Source organism: Paenibacillus amylolyticus (assembly GCF_051136285.1).
GTDB classification, from domain to species: domain Bacteria; phylum Bacillota; class Bacilli; order Paenibacillales; family Paenibacillaceae; genus Paenibacillus; species Paenibacillus amylolyticus_F.
Genome location: NZ_CP194938.1, coordinates 6,261,885 through 6,284,061, shown reverse-complemented (window position 1 = coordinate 6,284,061; position 22,177 = coordinate 6,261,885). Strand labels below are relative to the sequence as shown.

The window sequence follows — 22,177 nt, the reverse complement described above, 5'->3', positions numbered from 1 at the left end:
AGCAGGTCGCATATTCCAGAATCGTTCTGGTTTATGAGGCCTGCTTTATGTACTTTATTGAAAATTAGTCCTTCGTATTTCATCTCACATGAAATCTCACATGATTAGTGTTAAATGATCATCCACTGCGGTGTAATTTCCTGAAGCCATATGGTTATTTTGGTCATCTGATTCGTGAACAGCAATATGCCCATTAACAACATTAATGCTCCGCCAATCTTCATCATGATATTTGAATACCTTAGAATCCATCGTGTAGATCCGATGAAAAAAGCCAGAACGAAGAATGGTAGCGCAAATCCAACGGTATAACCTGTGATTAGTTTAAGCCAAGTTGATGGTTCGCTCGCAGCCAGCGCAATAATAGTTGCAAGGATTGGTCCAATACAAGGCGACCACCCAGCTGAAAAACCGATACCAAAAATAAAGGAACCTACATAACCGGCTGGTTTCCACTTCATGTCAAGTTTTCGTTCTTTCATCAAAAACTGCGGTTTGAAAATGCCTAACAGAAACAGGCCCATCAACATAATCAAAATCGCCGACAATTGACGAATCAAATCACGGTTATCGTTAAAGAATTGACCAAACAATCCTGCGCCAAGACCAAGCGAATAAAATACAACCGAGAAACCGAGAATAAACGCCAGTGTATGCGTTAACGTCTTGAACCGTACTTCACGCTGATTACGATCATCCTTCAACTGCTTCACGGTCATTCCCGTGATGTACGAGAGATACGAAGGATACAGCGGAAGACAACATGGAGATATAAAAGAAGCGAGGCCGGCTACAAAAGCCAGCCATACATTAACATCAGGCATGAGGCAATGTCTCCCTTCCTTGGGCTCACTTGCTCGTTAATCGTTAAATGTTAAACATTAGAATATCAGGCACGAAAGCCTTTTTTTGCAATCATCGTTAGAATCAACATGCCAATCAGTAGCAGCACAATCGTTGCTCCCGGCGCCAGGTTCCAGATTCCCGCCGTAACCAGTCCAATCACAACAGCAATCTCTCCGATCATGACAGACAGAATGATCGCTGATTTGAAGCTTCGAGCCAGGAGCAGACTGACGGCTACGGGAATAGTCAACAATGCAGATACCAGCAAAGCACCCACGATTTTGATCGCCGTACTGATCACTAATGCTGTCATAACCGTAATTAACATATTCAGCATTTTGACTGGCAATCCCGTCACTGCAGCTGCATCCTCTTCAAAACTCAGCAGGAAAAACTCCTTATGTAAGAAGGCCACCACAATAACAACGATCAGTGTCACGACTCCAACCAGCTTCAGATCCGTTGCATCCAGCGTGTAAATACTGCCGAACAAATAACTCATAACATCCGCGTTATACCCTTTACCCAGTGTGAAAAATAGCGAAGCCAGCGCTACGCCTCCAGACATAATAATTGCAATAGACAACTCTGCATAAGTTTTATATGCTTTACGCAGCTTTTCGATGGCAAATGACGCCAGTACCGCAAAAATCAAACCTACACCAATGGGGTACACCTCTATCAGAAAACCTAGCGCTACTCCCGCAATCGTTACATGGGACAAGGTGTCCCCGATCATCGACAGTCTCCGCAACACCAGAAAAAGTCCGATCAGCGGAGCGGTGATGCCGATAAGCAATCCGCCTGCAAGGGCACGCTGAAAAAAATCACTCCATAATATTTCCAAAACAAACACGACTCCTTCAGCCTGGTTAATCTAATGGCGTGTACAAACAAAACTAGCGAACCTGTGCGGTAGTAGTATGCTGCAGGTTAGTTTCTGCACAATCCTCGATCTCATGCGAATGACGCACATGGAAATGGATGTTGCCATTCGTGAGGGCCGCTTCCGCGCCCAGATAACTCTCCATTCGATCCATATCGTGAGACACCATCAGGAACGTCATTCGATGATGTTCATGCATGTGGGTAATCAGTTCAAAAAAACTGGCTTGTGACTCTGCATCAATCCCTACGGTAGGTTCATCCAGGATCAAGAGATCCGGGTGATTAATTAACGCACGAGCCAAAAAGACACGTTGTTGCTGACCGCCGGACAGTTGTCCAATACGTTTATGCGCAATATCCTCAATTCGCATCACCTGCATCGCATCAATGCACTGTTGCTGCCCTTGACGAGAGATACGGCGAAACATGTTCTTGTTGTTATATAAGCCAGACATGACAACTTCACGAACAGTCGCCGGGAACAGCGGATTAAACGCATTTTTTTGGGGCACGTATCCGATCCGGTTCCAATCCTTGAATCTGCGAATCGACTGTCCAAACAGCTTGATATCTCCTTGTGCAGGAGGCAGCAGTCCTACCAGCATGCGAAGCAACGTTGTTTTCCCCGCTCCGTTCGAACCGATAATCCCTACAAAATCCCGCTGCTGAACCATAAAATTGAGATTTTGAATCACACGCTGGTCCCCGTAGGAAAAAGACAGATTCTCAATCTCGATAATCGGATCATGACATAATGGCATGATTTGCTGCATGGCAAAGCCGCCCTTCGTAATAAATAAATGTACGTAAATATACTGCTGAACATTTCAAAAGTCTTCGCCGATGGGACAGCAAAGACTTCTGGATGTTTACCTTCATTCTTCTTATTTTAATGCGATCAGCAGATTTTGCAAATTTTTCTCCATCAGGGTGAAATAATCATCTTTGTTGTTAACCTGTTCTTGGGTTAAGCCCTCCACCGGGTTTAACACCATGGTTTCAACCCCTGCTTCGCTGGCAAGCGTTTTGGCTAATTTGTCCGATACAAGCTCTTCAAAGAAAATATACTTGATCCCTTCATCTTTCACCAGCTTAGCAAGCTTCACAATATCTTGCCCTGTTGGCTCAGCGTCTGGGGAGAGCCCCATGATGGCATGTTGCTTCAAACCATAATCACGTGCGAGATAACCGAACGCCTGGTGTGACACCACAATTTCCTTCTTTGGTACTGACGCCAATTCATTGGTAAAATGCTGGTCAAGTGCTTCAAGTTTTGTACGAAGCTCCTCGTAACGCTTCTCATAACCTGCCTTGTGCGCCGGGTCGACTTCCGTCAAACTATTCTTAATATTTTTTGCCATAATTAATGCAGATTTAGGGCTCACCCATGTATGAGGATCGATATGATGGTCAGCGACCTGTTCCTCGTTGCCATTCTCGTCTGCATGGTCATCTGCATGTTCCTCACCATGTCCGTGACCGTCATCCCCTTCTGCCGATAAAAGCTTGACACCTTCGCTAACCGCAACGGCTTTGACCTTGCTATCACTGTTCAGCGATTTCAGAAAGTTCGGCACCCATCCTTCCAGTCCTGCGCCATTGTATAGGAAAAGCTGTGCTTTGGACGTGTTCACGATGTCTTGACTCTTCGGTGTCCAGTCATGCGGTTCTACCCCTGTAGGCAGCAGGTTAATGACATTGGCATCCTCCCCGCCAATCGCCGCAGTGAATGCATATACCGGGTAAAATGTCGTCACTACATTCACTTTGCCTTCCACAATCTTCGCTGTATTCTCGCTGTTCTGTCCACAAGCGGACAATACCAGCAAACTGAGTATCAGCAAACCGCTCCAAAGCAGCTTCATTGTGCCCCGTTTACTGCGTTTGTTGGATCGATCCAATTGAATCTGTCTCTTCTTCTTAACCAGTGTCATGTATAATTCACTCCGCATCACTTAATCGTAATTATTACTGAAAGAATTATAGGTAACATCTCTCTGCTTGTCAAGGTCACGCCCTATTCATTCTTTCCTGAAGTCCGGAGTTCATAACAATATATGCTTGTTCTCTTGCCAACAGATCTTTTTTTTCGGCATAAAAAAAGCGGTCCGAATCACTTCGGACCACCCTTGGTTCCAACTTGTGACAATCTCTGTAAGATTGATCACCCTAATTGTGTTATCCTGCTCTTGGGAGCTGTTATTTCACTTGCGCGCCGTTAGGCATGCTGTCCGGTACGGTAGCCAAGGTTAACTGATCCCCATGCGAAGCTGCCAAGATCATACCTTGAGACAGCTCTCCACGCAGTTTTACTGGTTTGAGGTTGGTCACACAGATGACTTTACGTCCAACCATCTCTTCTGGGGAATAAAACTTCGCGATACCAGATACAACCTGACGTTGCTCATAGCCAAGATCCAGTTGCAGTTTGAGTAGCTTATCTGCCTTTTTAACAGGTTCACAAGCGATAACTTGGGCCACACGTAGTTCAACTTTGGCAAAATCATCAATACCGATCTCTTCCTTGCCTTCAGGTGCAGTTACCGGTTCTACTGCAGCCGAAGCTTCCGATCCTGCTTCTGGCTGGCTTGCATCGGGCTGTGCAGCCTTTTGTCCACCTGTCATCGCCTCTGAGATATAAGCAATCTCCTGTTCCGCATCCAGACGCGGAAAGATTGGCTCACCTTTGTGCAATGCGTTACCTGCAGGCACGATGCCCCATTGCTTCGCTGAATCCCAAGCGGTAAGTTGCCCTTCCTGGATACCCAGCTGCTCCCAGATCTTACGCGGCGCACGAGTCAGGAACGGCTGCAACAGAATGGAAGCAATACGCAAGCTTTCAATTAGATGAGACATTACGGATGCCAGTTCCTCACGTTTCGCTTCATCACGTGCCAGAGCCCATGGTTGGGTCTCGTCAATATATTTGTTACTGCGGCTAACAAATTGACTGATGGCCGTAAGCGCTACAGAAAACTGCAAGTTCTCCATCGCCTGCTCCACTTTTTCCACCGTTGCATGCCCTGCTTCTTCCAGCGAAGCATCAAACTCGGTTACATTGGAAGCAAAAGCAGGGGCTTTCCCCTCAAAGTACTTATCTACCATCGCTACGGTACGATTCAGCAGGTTGCCCAGGTCGTTCGCAAGATCGGAGTTCACACGCTCTACGAAGCTTTCCGGTGTAAATGTACCATCCGAACCAAACGGTACTTCACGCAGCAAATAGTAACGAAGGGAATCCAGACCGTAACGATCGATCAGGGTTACCGGATCTACCACATTCCCTTTGGATTTGGACATTTTGCCATCTTTCATCAGTAACCAGCCATGAGCAAATACTTTTTTCGGCAAAGGCAGATCTAGCGCCATCAGCATGATTGGCCAGTAAATTGTATGGAAACGAACAATCTCTTTACCCACCAGATGAACATCTGCAGGCCAGAACTTGTCATACAATGAAGCATCCGAAGAACCGTAGCCCAGTGCTGTAATGTAGTTGGACAACGCGTCAATCCATACGTAAACGACGTGTTTCGGATCGCCTTTAACTTTGACACCCCACTCAAAGGTTGTACGCGATACAGCCAAATCCTCAAGTCCTGGCTTGATGAAGTTGTTAATCATCTCGTTTTTGCGGGATTCCGGTTGGATAAAACCAGGGTTCTCTTCGTAATATTTCAACAAACGATCTGCGTATTTACTCATACGGAAGAAGTAGGATTCTTCTTTGACAAGTTCAACCGTGTGGCCGCTATCCGGACTTTTGGCCGAGATAATCTCACCTTGTTCATTTTTTTCTACATCCACCAGTTGTGTCTCTGTGTAATAAGTTTCATCTGGAATGCTATACCAGCCTTCGTACTCACCCTTATAGATATCACCCTGCTTCAGCAAACGGTCAAAGATATCCTGTACAACCGTTTTGTGACGCTCCTCGGTTGTACGAATGAAGTCATCATTGGAGATGTCCAGCTTGTTCCATAGTTCCTTGATACCTACTACAATCTCATCAATAAAAGCCTGTGGCGACAGACCTTTCTCTTGAGCTTTGCGCTCAATCTTCTGACCATGTTCGTCGGTACCTGTCAGATAACGCACTTCGTATCCACGTAAACGCTTGTAACGAGACATTGCATCCCCCGCTACCGTTGTATATGCATGCCCGATATGTAGCTTGTCGCTTGGATAATAAATCGGTGTTGTCAAATAAAATGTTTTTGGGTTCGTCATGAATAACTTCTCCTCCTTTAATTGCTCTCATAAATACATGCAATGACTCGAATGGTTACCTGTTCCTGATCTGAAAATGAACACAAAAAAACTCCCGCCCTGTATGGGACGAGAGTATCTCTCACGTGTTACCACCCAAATTCCCCGCATTTCTCACAAAACACAGGCTCTTCCGGTCCTTCGACCGCCCATTAACGCTGGATCACGCCTCAAGCTTACGACAATAGCGACAATTCGCTAATTGCACGCTCGAAAGAGGTTCCTCCGGGACCATTTTCCATCCTCCTCCCAGACCGGTTCTCAGCTACTCCGGCTCTCTGCACTGGGGGTGTGTCTGTACTTATCCCTTCAATGGAAAATCATATACAAAAAATATACTGAAATGCTGACCTTGTTGTCAAGTATATCGACGATCAGAGCGGAGTTTCCCGATTCCAATTACATGCCCTTTAAACACCTTGATCAGTTAATAAAAAATGAAAACCAGGCTCGTCTGCACGTTACGGTTCAGATATCACTACATTTTTCTCCACCTTGGGTGGAACCAGATCTACACCGCCTGGATGAAACGGATGACATTTGGCAATCCGTTTCGCCGTTAGCAGCGAGCCTTTAAGTGCACCATGTACTTCTATTGCCTCCATCGCATACGCCGAACAGGTAGGATAGAATCGACATGTCGGCGGTTTTAATGGAGAGATATAATCGCGGTACACCCGGATCGGAGCTTGCACAATTCTACGCGAAAGTTTCATCTTCAGTTCTTCCCGTGGCTGTGCACATGCTGGTGTGCAGATGTCTTCTTGGCTGGAGCATGTTCGGCACAGTCCTTACAGTAACCAAACACTTCAAACTTGTGATCCACGACCTGAAACTGCTCTGGCGCATCAGCAAGCTGCATCGGGCAAAAAACGATGGGATATGTCTTCTGACACTTCAGACAGATCATGTGATGATGATGGTGGCCCTCACTGCAATGCGCTCTGAATTTCACACCATCTTCAAAGATAACCTGCTCCAGCACACCCAGTTCCTGCATTACACGCAGGTTCCGATACACCGTGTCAAAGCTTAATCCGCTATAAGTCTTGCCCATATATTCGTAGACGTCCTTGGGTGTAAGATACCCTGGAGACTCGGCAAATAACCGCGCAAGTGTCTTGCGTTGGTCCGTTATACGAAGTCCCTGTGAGGACATGGTTGTTATAATCTGTTCTGTCGACAGCATGATTTAGAGCACCTCCTGTCATACAAACCTTTTGCATTTCTCATCATGCGACTTTCTTTTGGCAAAAGCTTCTGCTTCTGCTTTTTTATCTACTACTAATAATGCATGAAATGGAGATCAGAGTCAACGAGGCATAGAGCCCATTGGCATTTTGACGTAATCCTAATAAACAAAGGACCCCATAAACATGGAGTCCTTCGTTGACGATTCAAAAGATGGATCATACAGGTGACTTTTGGGGTGAACGGGTATATAAGATATAAGCTTTCACTCCAGGCCTTTCGTTGTAATTCAAAAAAAATTATTTCTCAGCCGGAAGTGGTGTAAACAGAATGTTTACCGGCAAGTTGCTGCCCGGAGCAGCAGAGAAAACAATGGTTACACTCTCACCGTAAGACCCTGTGCGGTACAGCACATTTTGTTCATTCGGTGCACTCAGGGATTGGTTGTTATTCGACAACTGTACCAACTGTCCGTTCACAAGTGCTGAACCATAATACTTGCCTCCACGAGGATTGAACGAAATCAGTGTACGCGGAGCAACATTGTTCAGCGTGATTTTGTACAGCACACCGAAGTTACCCGCGTTAGAAGCGCTTGTGAAAGCCATCGGATCTGTGCCGTCGAGATTTGGATCACTTGCATTATCTCCTAATGGGAGACGAGAAGGCTTCGTGCCGACTTCCTGATCATACGTGATGATCCGAGTAGCATTCGGATAAGTCCCTCGGTTATGGACCCCGTCGCGATCCAAAACTGGCAATGAGGACAGTACGGCCATCGGATCTTTGTTTTCTTCAATCATGACAATGTTGTAGTCAAGTGTGTAGTCACTGAAAGTATCCGAATAAAGGGAAATAACCTGTCCTTCTTTCATCGAAATATTGTTCAGTTCTGTCAGAATCAGCTTACTTTCTCCGGGCTGGATGTATACTTTCTTCTGATCTGCTCCAGTTTGCATGGATTTGAACCATTTATCAACGGACAGTTTACCCGCCACAGTAGCAAATGGAGTCGGTCCTGCAAAGCCCATATTCTGCTGCTCGAATACAGCAGTGTATGGATTATTATTGGTCGCAATCACATACATTTTCACTTTTTTTCCGGTATTGTTGACATGGTGAATCATGAAACGCGTCTGTCCAAAGGATGATTCCTTATAGACGATACCTTCCTGATTAACGGTCTCCGGGCTGTTACTGCGAATAAGCAGGCTTGGCTCATCCGTGTACGTAAATGGTACTTTCTCCATAGCAGGTACTTCCCCGCCATTGAATGTAAATTTGTCACCTACCGGTGTGAACAACTTATTGAAATCAGACAGACTGTAAAGCGTCTCGCCTGTAATATTAATTACTTTGGTATACGTGTCGCTCAGGCCATGTTTATCTGTAACAGTAAGGGATACGGTTTTGGGTCCTGGAACGAAAAATGCTAACGCATTGTTGGTCCAATCTCTTTTTTCGATCGCATCCTCATCATCTGTACTTTGGTCGACGTAGGAGATTTTTTCACCCATTTTGTATTCTTCCTTGTCCGTTGTAAACATTGCTACTGGTGGAAGATTAGGGCGATCTACCTTGATGGTAAGCGTATACGGGTTACTCCACTGGCCGCTGGCATCTTGAACGGTGTAGGATACTGTGTAAACCCCTGGCTGATCAAAGGAATCTTGACGTCCAGTCCAGCGTTCATCCACAATGGGAAGGCCATTCGGCGAGCTGTTTTTGGTCGTGTAAATCACTTGATCCCCTGCAAAAATTTCCTTTTGAACGGTAAAGCTAGCTACTGGCTTTGTATTAAGCTTCAACACAACCGTCTTCGCAGACTGATCGACAGTATATGTGATATTCAGCGCCTGTGTAATGGAAGTCAGTGGAATCATGAAGGTGTTTTTTTCTTGATAAGCTGCACCTTTCATCATTCTGGATTCACCGTTTACGGTGTACATTTTGCTGTTTGTTTTGAAACGAAGTTCGTCCGTACCACTTTGAATGATCGTCTCTTTGGTTGTATTATCATATTTCACGTTATAACCTACACGATCCACCAGAGCCCGAATGGCTACGTATGATACGCCATTTTTCACGGCCATAGGCTGTCCAGCCACATAGGTTTTTCCATCCTGAACCATCTTGTTGCTGTTCATATAAAGCGTCAGGTCTCCGCCAGATCTTACCGTTGCAGACGTTCCACCTGTCGTTGGCTGTTGAACTACAGCAGGTGTTGGTGTAGTTGTCTCCCCACCTGCCCCTTGCTCCCCATTTGCTCCTGTTTCAGGATTAACGGGTGCCGCTTCTGTTCCAGAAGGAGATGTTGTTCCCGGATTGGTCTCTATTGTGCTTTCATTGTTTGCGGGTGGTGTGTTGTTGGATGGATTGTTAGCAGAATCAGCCGCTGCTCCTGATTTCACTTCGGACTCAGCGATCGTCTGTTCTTTCTTCACAACCTCAACGGATTTCACTTTTGCGGTATTCACTTGCGTAGTTTCGCTTGATTCTGCTGCTTGTACATTCGCAGGAATAATTGCAAACGCTTGAAAAACAGCTAAAGCGGTAAGTATGGACAACTTCTTCTTCAAATTCATTCTTTGTCTTTGGCTCCTTCTGCTCCCATTTTATTAGTATCCCCTCTAAAAGTCATATGATTAGACGCTCAAAAACGGGAAAAGTTGCTAAAAATAATGAATAAGAATTGTAAACTTTTAATAGAAGTGAAAAACTATGAAAATAGTTATCTGTTAATATGAACAAGCTTTGCTGTAAACGAATACGTTCAGAAAGCTCATCTTTTGTATTCAGTATCTTTTAACAGCCTCACTCTCGAAAAAAATAAAAAAACAGTCCTTACGACACAAGGTTCGTAAAGACCGCTTGATAAATAAGTGCTTATTTCCCTGAACAAGCCATGCCTGCTGTTTCCGCACGCCCCTGCTCAATCAGGCGATATGCCCGTTCAACTTCTTCTTCGGTTGGTGAAGGCACACCATCCAGCGGATAAACTTTCCCCAGTGCCTCCCATTTGTAGATCCCCATTTGATGATAAGGAAGAATTTCGAACTTCTCAACCCCGTTTAACGTCCCAATGAAACGTCCAAGATTCAACAAGTCCTCCTCCTGATCATGAATGCCAGGTACATACACATGTCTGATCCACATTTTGCGGCCATTGTCCGACAACCACTTTGCCGTTTTTAAAGTACGTTCATTCGATTTTCCCGTCAGCTTGATATGTTTCTCATCATCAATATGTTTCAGGTCCAGCAATACAAGGTCTGTGTTATCGAGCAGCTCATGAATGCGATCCGGTTCATTGAATCCGTTGCTATCCAGTGTCGTATGAAGACCCCAGCGACGCTTTACTTCCTTGAACACCTCAGCGACAAAGTGCGCTTGCAGTGTGGGTTCACCGCCAGATATAGTAAGTCCGCCGCCAGAGCTGCGGTAGTAGGACAGGTACGGCTGAATCTCAGCCAGCACCTCCTCCAGTGTCATCTCTTTCCCACCATCCAGTGCCCAAGTGTCAGGGTTATGGCAATATTGACATTTGAGAAGGCATCCTTGCATAAAAAGCACGAAGCGGATGCCTGGGCCGTCAACCGTCCCGAAAGTTTCGAGTGAATGAATATGTCCGTTAACCATGCTGCCTCTTCCTTTCTTTTCGCATCCGCTATGCGCCTGATTTTTATTTGGAGTCAAATACCTGTCTGGATTACTGCAAAAGTGACTTACATCGAGCCGTGGAATGTACGGTTAATAACATCCAGCTGCTGCTCACGTGTCAATTTAATGAAGTTAACCGCGTAACCCGACACCCGTACCGTCAATTGCGGATATTGTTCCGGGTGATCCATCGCATCAATCAGTTGCTGACGATCAAATACGTTCACGTTCAAGTGATGCGCGTTTTGACCGAAATATCCGTCCATCATTGCTGTCAGATTGGATTTGCGTGTAGCATCTTCTTTACCCAGTGCTTTAGGCACGATGGAGAAAGTGTTGGAAATACCATCAAGGCTGTGTTCATACGGCAGTTTCGCTACAGAACCGAGGGATGCCAATGCACCTTTTTTGTCCCGTCCATGCATTGGGTTGGCTCCTGGTGCAAATGGTTCGCCTGCTTTACGTCCATCTGGTGTTGTTCCTGTTTTCTTACCGTACACGACATTGGAAGTGATCGTCAGTACCGATTGTGTTGGCACAGCGTTACGGTAGGCTTTGTGTTTGCGAATCATACTCATGAAGCTTTCCACCAGCTCTACAGCAATGCTGTCTACACTGTCATCGTTGTTGCCGTAACAAGGGAATTCACCTTCGATTTCAAAGTCAACGGCAATGCCTTGTTCATTGCGGATCGGTTTTACTTTGGCATATTTGATGGCACTGAGTGAGTCCGCTGCAACCGACAGTCCCGCAATACCGCAAGCCATCGTACGCAGAATGTCACGGTCATGAAGTGCCATTTCGATCCGCTCGTAGCTGTATTTATCATGCATGTAGTGGATCACATTAAGAGTATTCATGTACAGTTTAGCCAGCCACTCCATCATCGGTTTGAAACGTTTCATGACTTCATTGTAATCCAGCACTTCACTTGTAATGGCAGGATACTCCGGACCAACCTGTGCTCCCGATTTTTCGTCACGTCCACCGTTGATGGCGTAGAGCAACGCTTTTGCCAAGTTGGCACGTGCTCCGAAGAATTGCATCTGTTTACCGATCTTCATTGCAGATACACAGCAGGCAATACCGTAGTCATCGCCGTAGATCGGACGCATCAGATCATCGTTCTCATACTGGATGGAGCTGGTTTCAATCGATACTTTACTGCAATAATCTTTAAAGGCTTCAGGCAGCTTCGTGGACCACAATACAGTCAAGTTTGGCTCCGGTGCAGGTCCCAAGTTGTGCAGTGTGTGAAGGAAACGGAAACTGTTTTTGGTTACGCGTGTTGCACCGTTAACGGACATCCCGCCGATGGATTCAGTTACCCATGTTGGATCACCGCTGAACAATTCGTTGTAATCCGGCGTACGCAGGAATTTGACAATCCGCAGTTTCATAACAAAGTGGTCAACCAGTTCTTGAGCCTGTTCTTCTGTGAGGATGCCTTCTTGCAAATCACGCTCAATATAAATATCCAGGAATGAAGACACACGTCCAAGGGACATCGCAGCACCGTTCTGTTCTTTGATTGCTGCAAGGTAGCCGAAGTACAACCATTGGAATGCTTCTTTGGCCGTTGTTGCTGGCAATGAAATATCGAAACCGTGCATTTCACCCAGTTGTTTCAGTTCTTGCAATGCCCGAATCTGCTCGGACAACTCTTCACGCAGACGAATAACATCTTCATCAATCACGTCTACTTCCAGTGCATTAAGTTCACCTTTTTTGTTACGAATCAGGAAGTCTACCCCGTACAGAGCAACCCGGCGATAGTCACCAATGATCCGTCCACGACCGTAAGCATCTGGCAGACCCGTGATAATACCTGCTTTACGTGCTGCACGCATATCGGAAGTGTAAGCATCAAATACACCTTGGTTATGCGTTTTACGAATGTTTGTAAATATATCAATGACACCTTGAGGCATTTCGAAACCATATGCTTCACAAGCATCAATCATCATGCGAATTCCGCCGAATGGTTGAATGGAACGTTTGAATGGTGCGTCTGTTTGAACCCCGACAATCTGCTCTTTGCTTTGATCCAAATAACCTGGTTGGTGGGAAGTAATGGTCGCTGGCGTATTCACATCAACGTCAAGCACACCACCGTTATCCCGTTCTTTTTTGGTCAGATCGGATACAATATCCCACAATTCTTTGGTATTTTGGGTTGCACCTGCAAGGAACGCCTCATCACCATAGTATGGGGAAAGGTTATGTTCCAGAAAATCATTCACATTAACCGTCTTGGTCCATGTTCCTTTGGTAAAGTTTCTCCAGCCTGTTTGTTGTTTAACATCTTTTTCGATCACCGACATCATAATCCCTCCGCTATTTTGGATTTCTGGACACATTATATTGTTGCAATAGACGTATCATCGTGTGTCCAAAGCCGCGATTTATGTGAATTGTTTCACATAATCCGGAACACGTTCTCTCTACTAGGGAACCGGAACCGCGGAATGAATGTTTTTCTTATATTTTCAGTATACGTCGTGCTGCTTTCATCATCTGTGATTTTTGTCACAAAGTAAGCAATCTATGTCACTCCAGTTGGGTGTTGTCTTATTGCACGATACGAGGGTTGTTCACACTTGACCACTCCGCGGGCAGAACAACTTCAGATCGCCGTTATCCCCAGATTTTTTCGATTCACTTTTCCAAAGTGAAAATCCGGTGATAAATGCGAACGCTCCGCTTCTTCCGTCTGTCCTGCCCGCTCCGTTATCGTGTGAACCACTATTGTGCAAACAGCCGCCTCCCTCCTCCGTTCCTACCATTTTGGGGAACCATTGCTCCGCTATGCCCGGAGCAACTTCAGGATTGAAGGAGGTTCCTGAAAAACGGATGCTTCGCTCCTCCGTTTTTCTGCCCATTTTTTTGCTGCTTACGCGGGCTTCGCCTTGGCTACAGCTCCACTGGTGCGCTGTCGTGTTGTCCTCGTTCATACAAACGGCTAGAACGTTCCTGAAAAACGGACGCTTCGCTCCTCCGTTTTTCTGCCCATTTTTTTGCTGCTTACGCGGGCTTCGCCTTGGCTACAGCTACACTGGTGCGCTGTCATGTTGTCCGCGTTCATACAAACGGCTAGAACGTTCCTGAAAAACGGATGCTTCGCTCCTCCGTTTTTCTGCCCATTTTTTTTGCTGCTTACGCGGGCTTCGCCTTGGCTACAGCTCCACTGGTGCGCTGTCGTGTTGTCCTCGTTCATACAAACGGCTAGAACGTTCCTGAAAAACGGATGCTTCGCTCCTCCGTTTTTCTGCCCATTTTTTTTGCTGCTTACGCGGGCTTCGCCTTGGCTACAGCTCCACTGGTGCGCTGTCGTGTTGTCCGCGTTCACGCAAACGGCTAGAACGTTCCTGAAAAACGGATGCTTCGCTCCTCCGTTTTTCTGCCCATTTTTTTGCTGCTCACGCGGGCTTCGCCTTTGCTACAGCTTCACTGGTGCGCTGTCGTGTTGTCCGCGTTCACGCAAACGGCTAGAACGTTCCTGAAAAACGGATGCTTCGCTCCTCCGTTTTTCTGCCCATTTTTTTTGCTGCTTACGCGGGCTTCGCCTTGGCTACAGCTCCACTGGTGCGCTGTCGTGTTGTCCTCGTTCATACAAACGGCTAGAACGTTCCTGAAAAACGGATGCTTCGCTCCTCCGTTTTTCTGCCCATTTTTTTTGCTGCTTACGCGGGCTTCGCCTTGGCTACAGCTCCACTGGTGCGCTGTCGTGTTGTCCGCGTTCACGCAAACGGCTAGAACGTTCCTAAAAAATGGATGCTTCGCTCCTCCGTTTTTCTGCCCATTTTTTTGCTGCTCACGCGGGCTTCGCCTTTGCTACAGCTTCACTGGTGCGCTGTCGTGTTGTCCGCGTTCACGCAAACGGCTAGAACGTTCCTGAAAAACGGATGCTTCGCTCCTCCGTTTTTCTGCCCATTTTTTGCTGCTTTCGCGGGCTTCGCCTTTGCTACAGTTACACCGCGTTGCCGTGTTGCCATCGTTCTTGCAAACGGCTACAACGTTCCTGAAAAACGGACGCTTCGCTCCTCCGTTTCTCTGCCCACCCTGCCTCACCTCCTACGCTATTCTCTCCATGCTCACGTTCACTTCCCCTCTTTCTCACCTCCTTTCCTGTTTCTCATTTCCTTTCCCTTATCTATACGGCAATCGGGGCTCCCCAATGTGGGGAACCCCTGAATCTATTGCCTCAACCTGAAATGGTTATTTATTATTTATGCTGCTTGTTATTCAAACTTGCCGTAGAAAGCATTGCGGTACACATCGGCCAGTTCTGTTACCAGCGGCAGTTTTGGATTCGCTGTTGTACATTGGTCTTCGAAGGCACGGTCCGCCAGGTAGTCTACACGCGATTCGAAATCTTTGGCGTCAAATCCGATTTCCTGGAACGATTCCTCGATGCCCAGTTTTTTGTTAAGATCACGAATGGCTTTGATCAAGCTATTCACGCCTTCTTCGGTTGTACGTGCCGGCAATCCGAGAATACGGGCAATTTCGGCGTACCGCTCATCGGCTACAAAGTGCGAATATTTCGGGAACGATGCAAATTTCGTCGGTTTTTTCGCATTGTAACGAATTACGTGTGGCAACAGAATGGCATTGGTGCGTCCGTGTGCAGTGTGGTACTGACCGCCCCATTTGTGCGCCAAGCTATGGTTAATGCCCAGGAACGCGTTGGCAAAGGCCATACCGGCAATCGTGGAAGCATTATGCATTTTCTCACGTGCCAGTTTGTCACCTTGCAGTGACGATTGCTCCAGGTATTGGAACACCAGTTGGATCGCTTTAATCGCCAGACCATCGGTGTAGTCATTTGCCATGACGGATACATATGCTTCAATCGCGTGAGTCAGTACGTCCATACCGGTATCGGCTACTGCCGTTTTTGGCAAACTGTATACGAACTCTGGGTCTACGATTGCCACGTCCGGTGTCAGCTCGTAATCAGCCAGTGGGTATTTCGTATTGCCGTGCTCTTTATCTGTGATTACCGCAAACGATGTTACTTCTGAACCTGTACCGGATGTTGTCGGGATCGCTACGAATTTCGCTTTGACTCCAAGTTTTGGATATTTGTAGATCCGTTTACGAATATCCATGAATTTTTGTTTCAAGTTGTTAAAATCGGTGTCTGGATATTCATAGAACAACCACATCGCTTTGGCAGCATCCATTGGTGATCCGCCGCCAAGTGCGATAATACAGTCTGGCTGGAAACGTTCCATCATGGCTTTACCACGGTCTACTGTTGTTGTTGATGGATCTGGCTCAACTTCAGAGAACACTTCAATTGCTACAGGTGTTTGACGTTGACGCAGATAATGCTCTACTTTTTCAACATATCCGAGTTTGACCATCACCGCGTCTGTAATAATCGCTACACGAGTAATATCCGGCATTTTGGCAAGGTATTGTGTTGCCCCTTTTTCGAAGTAGACTTTGTTCGGCACTTTGAACCATTGCATATTCACGGTACGGCGAGCCACCCTTTTCACATTGATTAGGTTCACAGCAGTTACGTTAGAAGATGTTGAGTTACGTCCGTACGATCCACAACCCAGAGTCAATGACGGCATGTTGGTATTATAGATATCCCCGATGGCGCCATGTGTGGATGGTGAGTTCACGATAATCCGTCCCGTTTGCAAGCGATCCGCAAATTGGTTAATTACTTCCTCATTGTTGGAGTGAATAACGGAGGAGTGACCCATTCCGCCAAAAGCAACCACTTCTGCTGCACGCTCGATACCATCTTTTGCAGATTTCACTTTGTAACATGCCAGCACCGGACTCAGTTTCTCGGCGGACAATGGGAATTTGGTGCCTACGCCTTCAATCTCGGCTACCAGAATTTTAGTGCCTGCCGGTACTTCAATGCCGCACATTTTTGCAATGTTCACAGCGGACTGACCTACGATGGATGGATTAACCGCACATTTCTCTGCGTTGATTGCACCTGCAGTCAATTTGACGGCTTCCTCTTTGTTTACAAAGTAACAACCGTTTGTGATCATTTTCTTTTTCACTTGGTCGAAGATCGGTTCTTCAATAATGACCGCTTGTTCGGATGCACAGATCATACCGTTATCGAAGGATTTCGACAGGATCAAATCCGTTACAGCCTGATTGATATCTGCGCTTTTTTCGATAAAGCAAGGCACGTTCCCTGGCCCTACACCCAGTGCCGGTTTACCGCAGCTGTACGCTGCCCGTACCATCGCTGATCCGCCTGTCGCCAGGATGAGAGCAACATCATTGTGGTTCATCAGTGCGTTGGTACGATCCATGGATGGGTCATCAATCCATTGGATACAGTCGGCTGGAGCACCGTTTTTCACAGCAGCTTCATGCAAGATTTTCGCTGCTTCGCGGCTACAGTTCTGTGCAGAAGGGTGGAAGCCAAAGATAATCGGGTTACGCGTTTTAATCGCAATCAGTGCTTTAAACATCGTTGTGGATGTCGGGTTGGTTACCGGTGTGATCCCCATGATAATCCCAACTGGCTCCGCAATTTTCTGGAAGCTGTCGTACTCATTGTCTTCAATAACGCCTACTGTTTTTTCGTATTTAATGCTGTTATAAACATACTCTGTCGCGAATATATTTTTAATAATTTTATCTTCATACACACCGCGTCCCGTTTCTTCTACAGCCATCTTGGCGAGCATCATATGTTTATCCAGTCCCGCAAGCGCCATAGCCTGCACAATCCGGTCAATCTGCTCCTGATCCATGGACATGAATGCTGCGTGTGCTTTGTTCGCTTTGTCAATCAACGTTTGAATATACTGACCTGCTGTCGGTTCTTTTGTTGGGGCGACTTCATTCTTTACAGCCATCTCCCTCATCCTCCTAAAGGTTCGTATTGGTTTGTCTCTCTTCTTTACATCCACATCGTATCATGGGGAAAATATATATTATGTGATTTTTTTCACAAAGTATAAAAAATTTTAGTTAAGTTTTTAACATCCCTTTTTAGACAGTAAATCTCGTTCTATTTAAAATAGTAGATCAACAGCCTCATCCTTCCCCTGTAAAAGTGAATTTAATCACAATGTTTGGAATTTCGCCATTTTTAAAGGCTTTCCATGCCCCTCAAACGGTAAGTTTAGGTATATACTGAACTTAAAAATTGAACCACCGCAATTTGTACCGTACCTCCACACGGCCGAGATGACCAGATCAGGATGGCACAGTTTGCGGCAAACCTCGGGGGCAACTTGTAGCTAGACTTGCCTGACCGGGGAGACAAAGGGGAGATCAACGTATGGGAGAACTAACAAACGTACTGGAAAAACGCGGAAACACTAACTGCTTCTCAGAAGTGAATTTTAATCATCTGCTCGTGACGATGAAAGACCGAACTTACCCGGAAGGAACACATCTGTACTGGGAAGGTGACGTCTCTGACAAACTTTATTATATGAAACGGGGACGTGCCCAGATCACCAAATCGACCGATGAGGGTAAGGAACTGATTATGTACATGTACCAGTCGGGCGACATGATTGGTCAGGCTGATCCGTTCTTCGGTTCCAGGCACAGCTTCTCGGCGGAAGTTCTGGAGGATAGCGAGATTGGTGTGCTGGAACACAAGGACTTGGAAATGCTGATCTGTCAGCATTGTGACTTTGCGATTGATTTTATGAAATGGATGGGCATTCACCATCGTTTGACCCAAACCAAATTCCGGGATCTGATGTTGTACGGCAAACCTGGGGCACTCTGTTCTACCCTGATCCGGCTGTCTAATTCCTATGGAGAAGCGCATGGAGACCATGTGATCATTCATAAAAAAATTACCCACACGGACTTGTCCAATATGATTGGAGCTACCCGTGAAAGTGTAAACCGCATGCTCAGCGATCTTCGCAAAAAAGATGCGATCGAGTATGATAACGGCATGATTGTCATTAAAGACCTGAAGATGTTGCAAGGGATCTGTCACTGCGAACTATGCCCAAATGAAATCTGCCGCATCTGAGGTCAAACCGCCTCCAGACTATAATCGTGTCGTGCAAGCAACTTGCACAACTGACTTAAAAAGATATCCTTACACGTAAAAAAAAGCCCAAATGTACTGAATCAGCATTGGGCTTTTTGTGCTTTATTTATATGCTCAAGATGCATTAATTAGCTCAAGCTTCACTGCATCACGAGGACTTAATTTCATATCCAATCCGTTCTCCATTAACTCTTTCTCATTCACCTTGATCACCCAACGTTCGTTCATACGGGGCATTACGTTCTCGACTGCAACAACAAATTTGTTATTCTCCGACAACCGCACAACCCCGCTGGATTTTAATACGTCACGAACAGTACACTCCTGCACATAAATACCAGCATATTGCCGATTTAAATTCGGTTTGATGCTGCCTCCGCTCACCTTAAGCAGGGTTGTCTGATATGCGACACCTTCTCCCCCGCTGTCAGCAGCTTTGACGTATATAATAACCTCATCTTTGGCGTGAAGCTCGGTACCCCAATTTTCCGGTTTAATATCCTTACCATTTAACTTTACTGCCCAGGTCAGAGATGAATCAAGAGAAACCTCACCCACCGACTGTATCCGTTTGCCATCTGCGGTTAAATCAACCAGGCCGCTGTTTAGCAAAGCTTTCCTGAGCGTCAATCCTTCACTGAAATCCCGTTTGATGGACTTAGTAGCATCGGGTAAAAAGGTGCTGCCATCAATGGCAACGGTAATCGTATTGGCTGAATCTTTCTCTGAGACAACCGGTTGTTCGGAAGGCTGTATCTCTCTGGTACACCCCGTCAAAATGACAAGAATTAATAAACATAGACCTATGTAACCGGGAATTTTCTTCATCATGTAGGTAACACCACCCTGCGTAAAATCATTCACCATGTTGTCCATACCCTTTATTATGGCACATTCTTCGATAAAAAACAGTGTCAAAGCCGTTACTTTTACCCGTTTCCTTGCTTGAGCACCTATTGATCAAAAAAGGAGAGCCTGCAAGTGGGCCCTCCTGTTCAAGCCTTAGTATCCTTTTTGTCTAAACCATTATTGAACAAAAGCTTGCATATAGGTACGGCCTCCGTCGCCGTCCTTCACATACGGATTGAGTCCAAACGTTTGGTTGTCTGATACAAAAACACCAGTAAGCAAACGACCTTCGAGCAATGCACCGTCTACCTGTACGCAGCAGGAGGGAGCATCCACGTATTCCTGATATATCGGAATATGACCGTATGGCTGATGGATTTTGAACAGTTTGCCCTGCTCATGTAGTGGCCGATCCGAAAAATACGTTGGTACAATATACCGTGCGATAACATCCAGTTCATCCGCTGTATAGAATGGCTCATCACCAAGCCAAGGTGCGAACATGCGGATTTTTTCATATTGTGACCAGACGACAGCTTGAATGAGCATCTCGATCTGAACCAACTTACCGTTACCTGCCTTCAGACAAATTCGGTCGTTGTACGTTTGTTGTTTTACATGCGATACACGATCTGGTAACCGCAGCTCACAGCCGATACATTTCCAGCCACTGGGCGCTTGAATCCACTTCTGCAGCACCGCCGGAGACGATCCTGAGCCAGCGCTGTTCAACAAAAAATCCTCTAATTGAAGCGGGTGATCACTACCCGAATGTGAATCTGCTGAACGTTTGAACAGTTCCGCCGTTTTCTGATAGATCAGATGTACCTGAATGGATGCGCTCTCAAGTTCTGCAATATCTTTTTTGCCGTAGCGTATTTCACGGGATAAGCTTTCTTCTCTCATGACAAGTGGCCTCCTTCGCTCCGGCCTTCTGCGGCCATTTTCTATAGATTATACTACATCTCATGACAACATGTGCACAGGAAGCAAGGAAAAGTAACAAGTAAACCGCCCCAGAAGACAAAAAACTCCTGATTTCATAGGAAATCAAGAGTTTTTGTGATTACTGCAAGCCGAATACGCCTGGGTTTATTCCACCCAATGCTCCGCCCAGTCTTGAATCTGATTCATAACAGGCTGCAATGCCTTGCCCTTCTCGGTGAGCTCATATTCGATTCGAACCGGCGTTTCCGGATATACATGACGCACCAGAATGCCTTCACTCTCCAGGTCCTTCATCCGTTCAGATAACATTTTGTCACTCATGGACGGTATCAGATTAGAGATGTCCTTGAATCGCTTTGAACCACTCATCAACGTTTGAATAATCAAACCGTTCCAACGCTTGCCCAAAAAAGAAAACGCCGTCTCAAATCGCGGACACATCCGGATATCTTGATCTTCCACTTTCATCACCTCTTTTAGAGATCACTCTACTTACGTTTTGTTAGTATATTTCATAATAACACATTTGGGCTTCAAAGAAAATGCCTGCCGCAAAAAACTTCAAATTATAGATTCAAGAGTTGCAACTAAGCGTTATATATTCAGTATACAACACGTCATGGCAGGTAACCATACGAAATATCGTTTAACAACTAATATCATTATATTACCCAAAAAGAACCCTTCTACCACAGTCAGACGACCTGGAGAAGGGTTCCCGATATTACTTAATTACGAATTTGTCCATGAGCGAAGCTACAGCTGCTGCCGTTTAGACCAGCACGCCACCAATTGGTCTTACAGGTTCACTCTTGCCATATTGTGGCTTCGAGCTACGGGCAGGGTAGGCCCATTTTACAGCGTTGCTGATCACTTTCAAAATTTCCGGCTTGTAATAAGTCGGGTACGTCTCGTGACCGGGACGGAAATAAAAGATTTTACCTTCGCCGCGACGGAATGTGCATCCACTACGGAAAACCTCTCCGCCCTGGAAGTTACTCACGAACACCAGCTCATCCGGTACAGGAATATCGAAGAATTCACCGTACATCTCTTCTTTTTCCAATACAATCTTACTGTCGATCCCTTCGGCAATCGGGTGGGATGGATTGACACACCATACGATCTCTTGCTCATCGGCTACACGCCACTTGAGATCACAGCTTGTGCCCATTAGCGCCTTGAATGGCTTCGAGAAATGACCCGAATGAAGCACAATCATGCCCATACCATCCAACACGCGCTGTGTTACCTTCTGTACAATCTCATCCCTAACGCGATCATGTGCCATATGTCCCCACCATATAAGTACATCTGTGGAATTCAGCACCTCATCACTCAAACCGTGTTCAGGCTGATCCAGTGTAGCTGTACGAATCGCAAATCCCTCGCCGCCAAGTCCATCAGCAAGCGCACGGTGCAGACCGTCCGGATAAACTTCCTTGACTTCATCATGTATTTTTTCATGGACAAATTCATTCCAAATGGTGACGTTAATCATAATCA

The 22,177-nt window shown here is 46.0% G+C and carries 17 protein-coding genes; 1 reads left to right on the top strand and 16 read right to left on the bottom strand.

Annotation, left to right across the window (positions count from 1 at the left end):
• Positions 1-110: 110 nt before the first annotated feature.
• The 12 genes from ACR8BL_RS27320 to adhE form a co-directional block, all read right to left on the bottom strand.
• A complete protein-coding gene (locus ACR8BL_RS27320; RefSeq protein ID WP_434750441.1) occupies positions 111-824 on the bottom strand; it encodes a cytochrome c biogenesis CcdA family protein in 714 nt (237 codons plus the stop codon).
• A gap of 65 nt (positions 825-889) precedes the next feature.
• Entirely contained in the window at positions 890-1,693 is an 804-nt protein-coding gene (locus ACR8BL_RS27315) for a metal ABC transporter permease (protein WP_434750440.1), read from the bottom strand.
• A 52-nt stretch (positions 1,694-1,745) separates the two neighbouring features.
• Entirely contained in the window at positions 1,746-2,495 is a 750-nt protein-coding gene (locus ACR8BL_RS27310) for a metal ABC transporter ATP-binding protein (RefSeq protein WP_434758295.1), read from the bottom strand.
• Positions 2,496-2,618: 123 nt separating this feature from the next.
• Complete coding sequence (locus ACR8BL_RS27305) at positions 2,619-3,668, bottom strand: metal ABC transporter solute-binding protein, Zn/Mn family (RefSeq protein ID WP_434750438.1); 1,050 nt, start codon at positions 3,666-3,668, stop codon at positions 2,619-2,621.
• 265 nt (positions 3,669-3,933) lie between these two features.
• Entirely contained in the window at positions 3,934-5,964 is a 2,031-nt protein-coding gene (gene metG, locus ACR8BL_RS27300) for a methionine--tRNA ligase (RefSeq protein ID WP_434750437.1), read from the bottom strand.
• Positions 5,965-6,464: 500 nt separating this feature from the next.
• Positions 6,465-6,719: a membrane protein insertion efficiency factor YidD gene (gene yidD, locus ACR8BL_RS27295; protein ID WP_434750436.1), complete on the bottom strand. Its 255-nt coding sequence runs from the start codon at positions 6,717-6,719 to the stop codon at positions 6,465-6,467.
• Between the two features lie 2 nt (positions 6,720-6,721).
• Complete coding sequence (locus ACR8BL_RS27290) at positions 6,722-7,192, bottom strand: Fur family transcriptional regulator (protein ID WP_434750435.1); 471 nt, start codon at positions 7,190-7,192, stop codon at positions 6,722-6,724.
• A 301-nt stretch (positions 7,193-7,493) separates the two neighbouring features.
• Complete coding sequence (locus tag ACR8BL_RS27285) at positions 7,494-9,779, bottom strand: stalk domain-containing protein (RefSeq protein WP_434750434.1); 2,286 nt, start codon at positions 9,777-9,779, stop codon at positions 7,494-7,496.
• A 301-nt stretch (positions 9,780-10,080) separates the two neighbouring features.
• The gene (gene pflA, locus ACR8BL_RS27280; protein ID WP_434758294.1) at positions 10,081-10,833 is read right to left on the bottom strand and encodes a pyruvate formate-lyase-activating protein; all 753 of its coding nucleotides are present in this window, start codon (positions 10,831-10,833) and stop codon (positions 10,081-10,083) included.
• Positions 10,834-10,919: 86 nt separating this feature from the next.
• Positions 10,920-13,178, bottom strand: a complete 2,259-nt coding sequence (gene pflB, locus ACR8BL_RS27275; protein WP_434753271.1) for a formate C-acetyltransferase — start codon at positions 13,176-13,178, stop codon at positions 10,920-10,922.
• A gap of 270 nt (positions 13,179-13,448) precedes the next feature.
• Positions 13,449-13,808, bottom strand: coding sequence for a hypothetical protein (locus ACR8BL_RS27270; RefSeq protein ID WP_434750433.1), 360 nt, complete (start codon positions 13,806-13,808; stop codon positions 13,449-13,451).
• Positions 13,809-15,095: 1,287 nt separating this feature from the next.
• Positions 15,096-17,708, bottom strand: coding sequence for a bifunctional acetaldehyde-CoA/alcohol dehydrogenase (gene adhE / locus ACR8BL_RS27265; RefSeq protein WP_434750432.1), 2,613 nt, complete (start codon positions 17,706-17,708; stop codon positions 15,096-15,098).
• Positions 17,709-18,136: 428 nt separating this feature from the next.
• Between adhE and ACR8BL_RS27260 the strand changes: the two genes are divergently transcribed.
• Complete coding sequence (locus ACR8BL_RS27260) at positions 18,137-18,853, top strand: Crp/Fnr family transcriptional regulator (RefSeq protein ID WP_434750431.1); 717 nt, start codon at positions 18,137-18,139, stop codon at positions 18,851-18,853.
• A 135-nt stretch (positions 18,854-18,988) separates the two neighbouring features.
• Here ACR8BL_RS27260 and ACR8BL_RS27255 read toward each other — a convergent pair whose 3' ends face one another.
• From ACR8BL_RS27255 to ACR8BL_RS27240, 4 genes are all read right to left on the bottom strand, one after another.
• Positions 18,989-19,705 (bottom strand): hypothetical protein, encoded by a 717-nt coding sequence (locus ACR8BL_RS27255; RefSeq protein WP_434750430.1) that lies wholly within the window; start codon positions 19,703-19,705, stop codon positions 18,989-18,991.
• Between the two features lie 195 nt (positions 19,706-19,900).
• Complete coding sequence (locus ACR8BL_RS27250; RefSeq protein ID WP_434750429.1) at positions 19,901-20,629, bottom strand: hypothetical protein; 729 nt, start codon at positions 20,627-20,629, stop codon at positions 19,901-19,903.
• Positions 20,630-20,815: 186 nt separating this feature from the next.
• Positions 20,816-21,139 carry a winged helix-turn-helix transcriptional regulator gene (locus tag ACR8BL_RS27245; protein WP_434753270.1) on the bottom strand — a complete coding sequence of 108 codons (324 nt, stop codon included), beginning with the start codon at positions 21,137-21,139 and terminating at the stop codon, positions 20,816-20,818.
• A 304-nt stretch (positions 21,140-21,443) separates the two neighbouring features.
• On the bottom strand, positions 21,444-22,172 hold the full coding sequence (locus ACR8BL_RS27240) for a ThuA domain-containing protein (RefSeq protein ID WP_434750428.1): 729 nt from the start codon (positions 22,170-22,172) through the stop codon (positions 21,444-21,446).
• Positions 22,173-22,177: the final 5 nt, after the last annotated feature.